This is a genomic window from Paenibacillus sp. Marseille-Q7038 (genome assembly GCF_965111595.1).
This window is the reverse complement of sequence record NZ_CBCOOM010000001.1, coordinates 3,253,851-3,266,023: the sequence shown is the minus strand read 5'-3', so window position 1 is coordinate 3,266,023 and position 12,173 is coordinate 3,253,851. Positions and strand designations below refer to the sequence as shown.

Below are 12,173 nucleotides of genomic sequence, written 5' to 3'. Positions count from 1 at the left end.
AGAGAACATTAGTAAACAGGCGTTCATTATAATGCTAAAAAAAGAGATAGACTTCAACCTCTATTCACTCAAATTAGATGATCCAGAGGTTTGGAGGTACTTCCAAACCTTTATTCACTCAGCTGAGATGATCCAAAGGTTTGGACGTACAACGACTAATTTTCTCCGCAATCCCTACGGAGAACACTTGCAGCAGCTCATCAACTAAATATTTAATGGTTGCTCCATCCCGGTGGTCGCGGAGAATCAGGCATATCCCTTCAATGATGGTGACAGCTAGCATCTGGCTAGACAATCGGTCTTCGGGATCTAAATCAGTTGTCTCCCGGGTAACCGTAAATACCTTTTCTAGAATCTGAATGACAATGGAAATAAGATCCTGTTTTGCCGATGCATAAGCTGAACCTTCGCTTAAAGTTAATAAGATCTTGATCTCCGTACTTGAGTCTTTCAGCAGTTCTACAATAGTCTCATCCACCATCTTGATATACTTAAATACTTCGTCACTGTGAATAGTGAAGGTATTGTCTATTTCTTCCTTAACTGCGATGGTGTACGAGATAAACTGTTCATGTGCACTTCCCATCAGTGCCTGGAATAGATCATCCTTGTTTTTAAAATAGCGATAAATGTTACCTGTTGTTATTCCTGCTGCGGTCGCAATTCGTCTCATCGAGGACTGTGCATACCCATATTGTTCAAACTCAGATAGGGCAGCGCTCAGAATATTGTTTCGGATTTCTTCTTTTAAAATTTGCATTAGTGAACACCTGTTTACTTTTATTGGAATAACGAAATTATAGTCGAAAACCGTTTTTTCTGCAATCCTTATCATAAAAAAAGAAATACTTCACAACCCATACTCGCGAAATCATGCTATACTATTGGGCGATGTTGTAAATACAATGAAAAAGAGATGATCATTTGAGTAATCCACTTCCTATGTATAAAGAAAAATCAAATGCATTAATGAATAAATATTTTACTGGAAAGACGCTTGATTTCAGGCAAATTATCGCGATTATTATCCCGATATTTGTGGATCAGGCTTTTATTATTTTAATGGCCCTGTTAAATACAGCGATGATTGCATCATCTGGCGTTGCGGCGGTAAGTGCCGTAAGTATGGTTGATTCGATCAATATTTTCCTCGTTAACGTATTTGTTGCGGTAGCTACAGGGGGAACGGTCATTGTTGCACAGTATAAGGGGAGCGGTAATGAGGAGATGGTATCGAAATCGGCTACACAGGCCATTACGGCAGTAGCAATTCTTTCCATCGTCATATGCGGGCTGGTTATTACTTTTCATACATCTGTTCTTAATTTGTTATTTGGTAAGGCGGAAGCAGAAGTATTTGAGAATGCTCGTGTCTTTCTCATAGGCAGCTGTATTTCTTATCCGTTTATTGCCATATTTCAGGCCGTAACCGGTGTCCTTCGCGGGGTAGCAGAGACGAAGGCTTGCCTTGGATTGTCACTCATCATGAACCTTACGTATCTTGGACTGAATATTTTGCTTATTACGGTATTTGATATGGGAATTATGGGTCTTGTTATTTCGATGATTACTGCACGAGTGCTGGGGATGTTCATCTCGATGTATTATTTGATCAAAATAAATCAGACATTAAAATACAAGATCAAAGAAGCACTAAAACTGGATTTTTCGATCCTAAAAAGAATTATGGCGATTGGAATTCCATTTGCCGCAGAGCAGATGTTCTTTAATGGCGGGAAACTGCTCACTCAGACCTTTATTGTTCAGCTCGGGACTTTAGCGATTACCGTGAATGCAATCAGCGGTTCTATATCGCTACTTTTCCAAATTGGGGGCAGCGCGCTAAGTATCGCGGTTGTCACTGTTGTTGGGCAGTGTATTGGTAATGGAAGTATTCCGGACGCAAGGAAATTTATTAAATCATTTATGGGCTTGTCGACTGCGTTCTTTATCCTGGTAGCTGTTATTATCATTCCGCTGTTTCCGTTCATCGTCGGATTATTCTCGCCGCCGGCTGAGATTGTACCCGATATATTTGCACTGACACTGCTGATTGCGATCACTCAGCCGATTTTCTGGTCGATTAGTTTCATTCTTCCTTCTGCACTACGTGCGGCTGGGGATTCAAACTTTACTTCCTTAACTTCTTTACTGTCGATGTGGGTTCTCCGTGTAATTTTAGGATATTTTCTAGGAATTACGCTTGGACTTGGCATCATGGGGGTATGGATTGCTATGGTGACCGAGTGGAGTGTCCGTGGAGTCATATTCTGGTATCGATTCCGAGGAGATAAATGGTATCGCCGCAAATTGATATAATTCATATTTTCAACCGAGAGAGCTGAGCAATCAGCTCTCTTTTTTTTGCAATAACATCTGTCACAACTATATATGAAATATTAAATATTTTTCTCTGGTCTGTACTAAAATTATCATAAAATGTCTAAACTTGAATTATTCATTTCGATTCGTGAGTATGATAAATTAAAAAAGGTTTGGACAACCAATAACTGAGGGAGGCTTTCATATATTGGATTGGCAAGAGATATTGTTTAAGTTTGTCGGGGGACTCGGCATCTTTCTGTTTGGTATCAAATTTATGTCAGACGGACTACAAAAATCGGCCGGAGACAAAATGCGTGGGATTTTGGAAAAGTACACCACAAATCCTATATTGGGAGTTCTAGTCGGAGTTATCGTTACCTGTTTAATTCAGTCGTCTTCAGGGACGACGGTAATGGCAATTGGTCTTGTAAACGCTGGACTTATGACGCTTAGACAAGCAATTGGGGTTGTACTTGGTGCGAATATCGGTACAACGATGACTGCTTTTATTGTCGGGATCAAAATTGAAGAGTATGCGCTGCCTATTATTGCAGTAGGTGCCTTCTTTTTATTTTTCCTGAATAAAAAGAGATTTCAATACATTGGCCAAGTTATCTTTGGCTTTGGGATGTTGTTTCTCGGATTATCTACGATGAGCGGTGGGGTGAAGCCGCTTAGGGAACTGCCTGCTTTTACTGATTTTATGATCCAAATGGCGGACCAGCCTGTACTGGGACTGCTCGTAGGTACCATCTTTACAATGGTAGTACAGAGCTCAAGTGCAACGATCGGGATTCTGCAGACCATTGCAGATGAAGGAATGATTAGTCTTGGTGGATCTTTGCCGATTCTTTTCGGTGACAATATCGGGACAACGATTACAGCGGTACTCGCATCCATTGGTGCTTCCATTGCAGCAAGACGTACTGCTTTAGTACATGTTATTTTTAACGTTTGCGGAGCAATTATCTTCATGCTCTTACTGCCAGTCGTACTCTGGATCGTTCTATGGTTAGGAGAAGGTGTGAATATCCGGATGCAGATCGCATATGCCCATGGATTATTCAACGTGACGAACACCCTTATCTTCCTGCCGTTGATTCCTGTATTGGCATGGATTGTTACGAAGCTCATTCCGGGCAAGATGGAAGAAATTCAGTTTAAACCCATTTATCTTGATGATCGTCTACTTGCAACACCGGCAGTTGCATTAGGGCAAGCTCAGCATGAAATTGTGCGCATGGGTCAATATGCAAGAGAGTCTTTGCAGGATGCGACGAAGTATTTCTTTCAGAAGGATACGAAGTATGCCGACCTTGCCTTGCAAAAGGAAGAGCTTATTAATGAGCTTAATCGCAAAATCACGGAATATATCATACGAATTCACCAGAAGAACGGACTGCCGGCAGGGGAGTCGGAAAAAGCTTCTGGTTGGTTCCAAACGGTTAGTGATATTGAGCGGATCGGCGACCATGCAGAGAATGTAGTAGAGCTTGCAGAGTTCAGCATTAATAACAAGATTTTGTTCTCGGAAGCTGCTACGAAAGAGTTGCAAGAAATGATGGAAGTAGCAGATCAGACGGTAGAGAAGGCACTTGTAGCACTAGAAGGACAGGATACCGAGGCAGCTAACACCGTATTGGAACTGGAAAGAAAATTAGATGATCTTGAAGTTGTATTCCGGAAAAATCACATCATTCGTCTAAACCAAAACATATGTTCAAGCAATGCAGGAACCATTTATTTGGACTTGCTAACGAACCTTGAACGTATCGGAGATCACTGTAAAAATATTGCTCAGTTCGTGCTTCACGAACAGCATTAGAAAAGAAGGAACCGTCCTTTCGGCTATAGCTGAAAGGACGTTTTTTTGTGCTGATCATTTTGTGCTTTACGGCAAATAATGACGGTCTAGGACATCGGCAGAGAAAGAAAAATAGAAGCTGGCACCGGTACTATGAAGATCTGAGTTCTATGACCTCGATGATGAGGAAATAGACCCGAAAAGATATCCCTGTCCATGTTGTGGTTATCCTACATTAGAAATTCAGATATATGGTTACGAGGTTTGCATTCTGTGTGGTTGGGAAGACGATGGCCAGCTGGATGATCAGGCTGACAAGGTATGGGGTGGGGCTAATCAGGACTATTCGCTTACAAAAGCGAGAGAAATCTTCAAGCAACATTGTCTTGGATATCACCATAATGAGGTCTTGAAATCACAGAAAAGAGAAGCGGTTATCCATGCTAACAAGCGGCTTATGGATGCCTATGATCAGCTTGAGAAGCCGGAAAATTGGGCTACTAAAGGAACTTCATTAGGAACCGATAAGAAATGGGAAGAAGTATTTAATCGTGAAGCAGCTCTCAGCATGATGAAGTAAAAAATAGGGAAGATAAACGCAAAATAACATAAATTAATCCCTCAGATTATCCGCTGATTACGAAGTTTACAAACACGCAATGAGTGGATGATGACGGGGTTTTTTAGTAGTTCTTAGAACCTGATAAAGACTAATAAAAAGGGCATATTTAATATAATTTTACATATTTTAAGTAAAATATTGAGATGTATCTAAAATTATCCATAAAGTGAGCCGATATAATTAGGAGTAAATGACTAGAAAAGAAGATGTGTTTTGTCAGTTAGGCATACATAAGACCTATAATAATGAGAAATGAAATGGTTTTATCCCAAGTGGCAATCCGCTTTTTTTGCAAGAACAGGGGTGCACGTCGTGAGAGTCGTATTAGCTAATCAAGCAGGGGTAACAAAAGACGTTAAAGTAGGATTCAGCTGGACAACATTTTTCTTTGGTTTCTTTCCAGCATTATTTAGAGGGGATTTAAAGTGGGCCGCCATTATGTTCATTCTCGCTGCTATTCTTGGAGCCTTTACACTGGGGTTTGGTGCATGGGTCTGCGGCATTGTATTTTCTTTTGTCTACAATAAGATTTATATTAAAGAACTTTTGGAAAAAGGATACCGTCCAGTGAATGAGTCGGATCGTGCAGTACTTGAGCATAACAGCATCATATCTAGAATAGCGTAAACGTAAAAACCTTCTAACGAATTCATCGTTAGAAGGTTTTTTTGTGCTGATAATGCTAAGGTTTTACTGAAAAATCCGTAGTTCCATATTCAATCGAACAAAGTCTCTTTATATAGTTTTGAATTATTCAGAAACTTTAATGACAATTTTACCAAAAGCACCACGACCTAGATGCTCATAAGCTTGGATCGCCTCGTCGAATGAGTATACGGTATCGATTACGGGATGGATATTGAGTTCATCAAAAGCTTTGTTCATGTCATCAAATGCTTTACGGTGACCAACATAGATACCTTGAATACGTGCTTGCTTCGCTAATAATGCGAATAAATTCACTTCCGCCATCATGCTCTTCAAGAAACCAACGATATAAATATGTCCCTGTAGTGCAAGTGCTTCGATCGAACGGTTAATGCTATCTCCGCCAACAACTTCTAAAATATGTTCAGCGCCTTTACCGTTCGTCAGTTTTAATACTTCTTTTTCCCAATCCGGTGTTTTCACATAGTTGATGACTTCTTTGGCGCCTAACTCTTTTACTCGTTCACCTTTTGCATCACTGCTCGTTGTAGCAATTACTCTTGCACCTAAGGCAGAGGCGATTTGAGTCGCATAGACGGACACGCCACCTGTTCCCAGAACAAGTACGGTATCACCGGCTTTAATTTTGCCGTATTCCACTAAAGAAAACCACACGGTTAGTGCCGCAATTGGCAGAGTTGAAGCCTCTTCATCTGTTAAATTAGCTGGAGCCATTACTGCTGCATACTCTTCTAACAACATATATTCTGCTAGTCCACCATCATTCGGTCCACCCACAGCTGTTGGGGCATAGTCTTCGCTTGGTGCTCCATCGACCCATTTTGTATAAAGGTGTGAAACAACACGGTCGCCCACTTTAAACTGGGTTACTTCTGAACCGACACTCACAACAATACCTACCGCATCTGACACAGGTGTGAAAGGCTTGCTCATTAAGTCTGGTAAATAATCGCCATCCATGATGGATTTGTCACGGAAATTAAGGGATACAGCTTTCACTTGAATCAATATTTGATGAGGACCTGGTTTAGGGGTTTCTACTTCTACTAGTTTAAGGTTTTCTAATCCTACGCCTTGTTTTTGCCATGCTTTCATCATCAGTTCCTCTTTTCTTATATTAAATAATCAATAACCAATAACAAGAAATATTACTTAAATCCGCATCTAACAAATCTACAAATTAAGAATTATCGATATGTAGGTTATAATAACAACCAAACTCCGTCATAGAATTTGGTTGGTTATTATAGTTCTGTTTGAATGAATATACCGAGATTTTTAATAACTTCTTCATCTCTTTTGTAATATGTCCACTTACCTATTCGTGTTGATTTAATTAAACCAGCTTTTTGTAGGGTTGAAAGGTATTGAGAAGCAGTAGATTGAGTCATATTTAACTTATTCGTGATTTGACTAACACACACACCAACTTCGACTAAATCAATTCCTTCTTGTGGATCAAAGTGAGCAAAAGGATCTTTCAGCCAATCTAAAATTTGTAATCGAGCTTCATTTGAAAGTGATTTAAAAATAGTTAACTTGTCCATCTGCCTATTATAAATCGATAAAGTACGATTTGTCAATTCAAAGGGCTTTTATTACTAAACGTTACTCAATAAGAGGATATAAGGCTAGTCGACTTTGCACAAATTTTTTTGAGAATACCGAAAAATAGGAAATAGGAGAAAGAGATCGGATGAGGAAATAGGTTTACCCCATGTATTGGTCTAACTCTGTCAAAAAAAAATCCATGGGTAGACGGAAAAAGTCCATTGATAACCATTATCAACAAACATATAATGATAATCATTATCAATTATACGTCTACATAGAGAGAAAACAATAAATCAGGGGGCATGAGGATATGAAGAAGGGTTCAACGTGGAAGTTAGGAATGATCGCTTTAACCATGGTTGTTATGGTGGCGTGTGGGAATCAGGAAGGGTCCGGCAGTGAGACCAGTTCGGATGCTCAGCGCGACAAGTAGCCGCAGATACAACACCAACAACAGGAGCGGAAGATACGACTCCAAGAGAGGAAGCCGCAACGGTTGCGGTAGACGAAGCGCTAGTAGAAAAGATTTTGTCTCAATTTGATAATAAAACACCGAGTACGACCGTAACTTTGTCAGTAGCCATCACGGAATTATTTAATGACTTAGGATTGTCGCTAGAAGGTGTACCGACCACACAAAGTGAACTGCCAGCGACTTACCAAGATGTACAGAAAGTCGGGTCATCTCATCAGCCGGATCTCGAAGTGATCGCAAGCCTTACGCCGGATGCAATCCTGTCACCTGGATCAATTAAAGACAGCATTGAAAAAATGCTGAAACCATCCGGTTTGAAGGGAGCATACCTCCCGGTTGATTCATTAGATGGTCTCAAAGCTTCACTGGTTGCAATAGGGCGTCTCTATGGCAAAGAAGCCGAGGCAGAGCAGGTATTGAGTACCTTTGCTGAACAGGAATCAGAAGTTGTGAAATCTGTAGAAGGAAAAGACGCACCCTCTGTCATGTTCTATTCGGTTCCACAGATTATCTCATGCTGATGAATGAAGATACATTTGCGGGCAGTCTCGCTAAAAATCTGGGAGCAACGAATGTACTTACGGATACAATGCAGTCCACCGAGACGTATGTTCCTTTTAATATGGAAAGTGTAGTAGAAGCCAATCCGGACGTGATTTTACTTGTGGCTCACGGAGACGCTGAAGCCGTAGCGAAGAAGTTTGAGGAAGATGTGAAGAAGAACGGCGCATGGGAGAAGATGAGTGCTTTCAAGAATGGAAAAATGAAAACGCTGGATTACAACTTGTTTGGTGTAGCTTCCCTATCCAAAACGCCTGAAGCTTATAAAGCACTTTCTTCCGTTTTGTACGGGGAATAGGGGGACTATAAGCTTGTGAATACACCAAGGCTGACTGAGAAGCCGGAAGTTACTTCTTGCAATTACGTACCTCATCTTACTGATCATTATTATTCTTGCTATCGGCATCGGAAGCGTGAGGTTATCTCCTGCTGAAGTCCTCCAGACTTTAACGGGATCGGGAAGTGAACAATGGAACACGATCCTATGGAATATACGTATTCCGCGGGTGATCCTCGCGCTGATCATTGGAGCCAATCTCGCGGTTTCGGGTGCGCCGCTTCAAGCTGTAATGCATAATCCGCTGGCAGACCCTGGGCTAACTGGGGTTTCCAGCGGTGTCCGCCGTTACTGTACTTTTTATCATGCTGGTGAAGCCAGAGTTATCTTCGCTTATTCCCATTGCGCCTATTGTCGGCGGAGGGATCGCTATGACCATGGTTTATGGATGGGCTTGGACCAAGACACAGGGGATAACGCCCATTCGCATTATTTTATCAGGGGTAGCAGTCAATGCCGTCTTTGGCGGAGTTATTGGACTACTATCTATTCTCTACAGTGACAAATTACCCGCCGCGCGCTCTCGTGGATGAACGGTAGTTTATCGGGAAAAGGAATGGATGCGGTACTAGCGATTCTGCCTTATTCTGCGGTGGGATGGATCGGCACTTCTATGCATTCGGCAGGCAAATATTTTACGGCTGGGTGAACAGGCAAAGACATAACCTCGGTCAAAATATAAATCGGGTGCGGTTTACGCTTTCTTTTGTTGCTGTCTTTCTTGCTTCCGTCTCCGTCTCCATGGTTGGGCTTGTTGGCTTTGTTGGTCTAATCGTTCCACATATGGCACGTATGATGATCGGTTCGGATTATAAATACAGCCTTCCTTTTAGCTTAGCGCTAGGGGCTGTCGTATTGATTGTGGCGGATACCATTGGCAGATCGATGTTTAGTCCGCTTGAAATTCCGGCGGGTATTGTGATGGCGATGGTAGGAGGGCCTTATTTTCTGTATCTGATGCGTAAAGGAGGGGCATAGCACTTGTTGCAAGTAGAATCGGTACATGTACACTACGGAGAACGTCCGATCGTTCAGAACTTATCACTTCCCGTTCAAAAAGGAGAAGTTGTCTCCATCATCGGACCCAATGGATCAGGGAAATCTACGCCGCTCAAAAGTATATCCGGCCTTATTCCTTACGCAAGCGGAGAGATTACGATTGATGGTAAGGAACTCCAAAAAATGAATGTCCGAGAAGTAGCGAAGCGACTATGTATGTTGTCTCAATCGAATGTAAGCCCTACGGATATGACAGTTGGAGATTTGGTTGGTTTTGGACGGATGCCGCATAAAAAGTGGTACGAACAACTCACTCAGGAAGACCGTGAGATCATTCAGTGGGCACTTGAACAGACGAACATGACAAGGTATGAGCAGAGACTCGTTCACTCTTTATCAGGCGGGGAGTCAAGAAAAGTATGGCTCGCCATGGCACTTGCCCAGCGTCCCAAATTGTTATTACTCGATGAACCGACCACCTATCTGGATATTGCGCATCAACTGGATGTGCTAGAGCTCGTGAAGACACTGAATAAGGAACTCGGGATTACCGTAGTGATGGTACTGCACGATCTGAACCATGCGAGTCTATACAGTGATAAAGTATGTGTCATTCAGAACGGAGAGCGAAAAGCATACGGAACTCCGAAGGATGTACTAAACCAAGAATTAATCCGTAGTGTATACGGCGTTGAAGTCGATGTAGAGTTGACGAAAGATAGAAAACCTAGAATACATGTACTTCATAAAATATAGGATAGAGCGGGTGGAATAAACATGATGAATATGAATCGGATCAATATGGAAGAAGTAAAAAGTAAGTATGTTGAATTTACAGGTGAGTCATGCGATCACTCATGTTAAGTACGGTAGATGAGGAAGGGAACCCCTTCATTTCTTATGCTCCTTTTGTAGCTCACGACAGTAAAATGTATATCTATATCAGTCGTATTGCAAATCACTATCATCATCTGGATAAACGTTCGCAAGTGGATGTATTGTTAATTGAGGATGAAGCAACTTCGAGCAATCTATTTGCAAGACAGCGGGCTCGTTTTCCTTGTACAGCAAAAAATGTAGGGAATGAGGGACATCCAGAAGTATTCGCTTTATTTGAAGAGAAGTTTCCAGCGAAACTTGTAACGATCTTGCGCGGACTCGATTTCTCCTTGTTCGAGCTTACTCCGCAGATAGGAAGATATGTAGCAGGCTTCGGTCTTGCCTTTGATCTAGACCTTGCTGGAGACCACATTGAGCATGTAGCCCGTGATGGTCACGCCAGCAGTGCAAAAAGACGAAATAAAGAACGAATCATATAGCGTGAGATGAAATGGAAAAGGGAGGAAAGCTGGAAATGTCTACATTTGCTACGATTATGCCTGTCTGGAATGCAATTCAAAGCCGTTTTCTAAATACGGTAAAGCGACTGACTACAGAGGAACTCGCACTTCAAATGGACGATACTTCTATTGGGTATATGCTTAGGCATAATGCGGAGGTAGAATACATGTTTGCGGCTTGGTTTTTTAATAAGCCGATGCCGGAAGATCTTGTGATTCATACCCACCGAGGTGCTACCCGCAGTAAAGAAACATTTACGAATGTAGAAGAACTTGTAGCATTTTTAGAAGCATCTCAAACTTGGCTTATTCAGGCGATGTCGGAGCTGTCCGAGGAAGAATGGAATGAAATCAAGAAATGTCCTATTGGGGACTCTACACCGCTTGAAGCCGTAGGACGTCTGATGTATCATACAGGCATTCATGCAGGGCAAATCTCGTATATAAAGAAACTGCATGCGGCGAAGCAAGTATAAAAACATATAGTAGGTATGAATTAAAAATTTAGGTGTTGAGTAGATATATAGAGTTTGGTGATGAGTGAGAGAGCCTGCGTAAATCAGGCAGATCGGTGAAAAATTAAAGCTAAATAGATAGAACCCGAGAGGATAACCTCTTGGGTTCTTTTGTGTGTCGAGACAGAATAATATATTTGCAATATGTAGAAATGAAATTTTTATGTATCCATTTAAATGGATTATTTAGTATATAATCTGTGAACTCATATCTAGCTGGTTACTGCGATCCGGGAGAAAGGATACGATCCTTTTATCAAAAAATAAAGAATGTCTTCTCATTTAAGGATGGAAGTTCACAACGTTCTAGCATAATAATAAAAAACAAAGTTACAATGGATAACAAAACTTACCAATAGAGGTGAAGTAATGGCAGAATTCCTCTGTATGAACCATCCTCATAAGCAGGCAGTTGCTCAGTGTAGAAGATGTGGGAAACCGGTGTGCCAGGACTGCTATGATCCAGCGACTGGATATTGCCGTGATCAGTGTACCAAGAATGAAGCCATTTCTTCTATACATACATCCAAGAAAAATGTTGTTCTGCAAGTCATTGTTGCAATTTTAGCAATCATTGGCGGACTTGCGATACTCTTGATTACGATATGCGGTGCCTTGATATTATCTTACTAATGTTAGTTATTACGTTATTCTTCTCTAATTCTAACTACTCTAGTGTTCAATACTATATTCGCACACACAAATACGAGTTTACTATCTCAATCTAGGAGTGGACCAATGGATTTTCCTGTATATCTATATCTTGGGTCCTTGCGGATTCACCCTCATGTACTGTTTGAGTCTCTTAGCTATTTTATCGGATTTAGGGTCTATCTATGGACACGAAGACCGAGCGGGATGTCTGCCCTGATGAGCCTGCAAATTTTAGCAGGTACGATTCTGGGTGCGCGATTGGTGCCAAGTTGCTGTTTTGGTTGGAGGACCCGGTCGCCACCTGGGAGCATCTTAGTC

The 12,173-nt window shown here is 41.5% G+C and carries 16 protein-coding genes and 2 pseudogenes; 15 read left to right on the top strand and 3 right to left on the bottom strand.

Features of this window, described 5'->3' with window-relative positions:
• Positions 1-118: 118 nt before the first annotated feature.
• Positions 119-760, bottom strand: a complete 642-nt coding sequence (locus tag ACWPWY_RS15595) for a TetR/AcrR family transcriptional regulator (protein ID WP_454192488.1) — start codon at positions 758-760, stop codon at positions 119-121.
• Positions 761-942: 182 nt separating this feature from the next.
• Here ACWPWY_RS15595 and ACWPWY_RS15590 point away from each other — a divergent pair, with 182 nt between their 5' ends.
• The 5 genes and pseudogenes from ACWPWY_RS15590 (at position 943) to ACWPWY_RS15570 (ending at position 5,378) form a co-directional block, all read left to right on the top strand.
• Positions 943-2,319 (top strand): MATE family efflux transporter, encoded by a 1,377-nt coding sequence (locus ACWPWY_RS15590; protein ID WP_454192900.1) that lies wholly within the window; start codon positions 943-945, stop codon positions 2,317-2,319.
• 211 nt (positions 2,320-2,530) lie between these two features.
• On the top strand, positions 2,531-4,150 hold the full coding sequence (locus ACWPWY_RS15585) for a Na/Pi cotransporter family protein (RefSeq protein WP_454192487.1): 1,620 nt from the start codon (positions 2,531-2,533) through the stop codon (positions 4,148-4,150).
• Between the two features lie 169 nt (positions 4,151-4,319).
• Positions 4,320-4,499: pseudogene (locus ACWPWY_RS15580) on the top strand (CPCC family cysteine-rich protein); the annotation flags it as partial.
• Positions 4,500-4,538: 39 nt separating this feature from the next.
• Positions 4,539-4,709 carry a hypothetical protein gene (locus ACWPWY_RS15575; RefSeq protein WP_454192486.1) on the top strand — a complete coding sequence of 57 codons (171 nt, stop codon included), beginning with the start codon at positions 4,539-4,541 and terminating at the stop codon, positions 4,707-4,709.
• A gap of 354 nt (positions 4,710-5,063) precedes the next feature.
• Complete coding sequence (locus ACWPWY_RS15570; RefSeq protein WP_454192485.1) at positions 5,064-5,378, top strand: DUF2628 domain-containing protein; 315 nt, start codon at positions 5,064-5,066, stop codon at positions 5,376-5,378.
• Positions 5,379-5,501: 123 nt separating this feature from the next.
• Here ACWPWY_RS15570 and ACWPWY_RS15565 read toward each other — a convergent pair whose 3' ends face one another.
• Complete coding sequence (locus tag ACWPWY_RS15565) at positions 5,502-6,518, bottom strand: zinc-dependent alcohol dehydrogenase family protein (RefSeq protein ID WP_454192484.1); 1,017 nt, start codon at positions 6,516-6,518, stop codon at positions 5,502-5,504.
• Positions 6,519-6,664: 146 nt separating this feature from the next.
• The gene (locus ACWPWY_RS15560) at positions 6,665-6,967 is read right to left on the bottom strand and encodes an ArsR/SmtB family transcription factor (protein ID WP_191803092.1); all 303 of its coding nucleotides are present in this window, start codon (positions 6,965-6,967) and stop codon (positions 6,665-6,667) included.
• 317 nt (positions 6,968-7,284) lie between these two features.
• Here ACWPWY_RS15560 and ACWPWY_RS15555 point away from each other — a divergent pair, with 317 nt between their 5' ends.
• The 10 genes and pseudogenes from ACWPWY_RS15555 to ACWPWY_RS15510 all read left to right on the top strand — a co-directional run bounded on the left by ACWPWY_RS15555 (position 7,285) and on the right by ACWPWY_RS15510 (position 11,834).
• The gene (locus tag ACWPWY_RS15555) at positions 7,285-7,407 is read left to right on the top strand and encodes a hypothetical protein (protein ID WP_454192483.1); all 123 of its coding nucleotides are present in this window, start codon (positions 7,285-7,287) and stop codon (positions 7,405-7,407) included.
• A gap of 95 nt (positions 7,408-7,502) precedes the next feature.
• Positions 7,503-7,970 carry an ABC transporter substrate-binding protein gene (locus tag ACWPWY_RS15550; RefSeq protein WP_454192482.1) on the top strand — a complete coding sequence of 156 codons (468 nt, stop codon included), beginning with the start codon at positions 7,503-7,505 and terminating at the stop codon, positions 7,968-7,970.
• Entirely contained in the window at positions 7,964-8,308 is a 345-nt protein-coding gene (locus ACWPWY_RS15545; RefSeq protein ID WP_454192481.1) for an ABC transporter substrate-binding protein, read from the top strand. Before ACWPWY_RS15550 ends, ACWPWY_RS15545 begins: the two co-directional genes overlap by 7 nt.
• 115 nt (positions 8,309-8,423) lie before the next feature.
• Positions 8,424-8,567, top strand: a pseudogene (locus tag ACWPWY_RS15540) (iron chelate uptake ABC transporter family permease subunit); the annotation flags it as partial.
• A 58-nt stretch (positions 8,568-8,625) separates the two neighbouring features.
• Positions 8,626-8,880 (top strand): iron chelate uptake ABC transporter family permease subunit, encoded by a 255-nt coding sequence (locus ACWPWY_RS15535; RefSeq protein WP_454192480.1) that lies wholly within the window; start codon positions 8,626-8,628, stop codon positions 8,878-8,880.
• Positions 8,881-8,944: 64 nt separating this feature from the next.
• Entirely contained in the window at positions 8,945-9,325 is a 381-nt protein-coding gene (locus ACWPWY_RS15530) for a FecCD family ABC transporter permease (RefSeq protein ID WP_454192479.1), read from the top strand.
• A 3-nt stretch (positions 9,326-9,328) separates the two neighbouring features.
• Positions 9,329-10,102 (top strand): ABC transporter ATP-binding protein, encoded by a 774-nt coding sequence (locus ACWPWY_RS15525; RefSeq protein ID WP_454192478.1) that lies wholly within the window; start codon positions 9,329-9,331, stop codon positions 10,100-10,102.
• Between the two features lie 89 nt (positions 10,103-10,191).
• Complete coding sequence (locus ACWPWY_RS15520) at positions 10,192-10,665, top strand: HugZ family pyridoxamine 5'-phosphate oxidase (protein WP_454192477.1); 474 nt, start codon at positions 10,192-10,194, stop codon at positions 10,663-10,665.
• A gap of 35 nt (positions 10,666-10,700) precedes the next feature.
• Positions 10,701-11,162 (top strand): DinB family protein, encoded by a 462-nt coding sequence (locus ACWPWY_RS15515; RefSeq protein WP_454192476.1) that lies wholly within the window; start codon positions 10,701-10,703, stop codon positions 11,160-11,162.
• Between the two features lie 408 nt (positions 11,163-11,570).
• A complete protein-coding gene (locus ACWPWY_RS15510) occupies positions 11,571-11,834 on the top strand; it encodes a B-box zinc finger protein (protein WP_454192475.1) in 264 nt (87 codons plus the stop codon).
• The last annotated feature ends 339 nt before the right edge of the window (positions 11,835-12,173 follow it).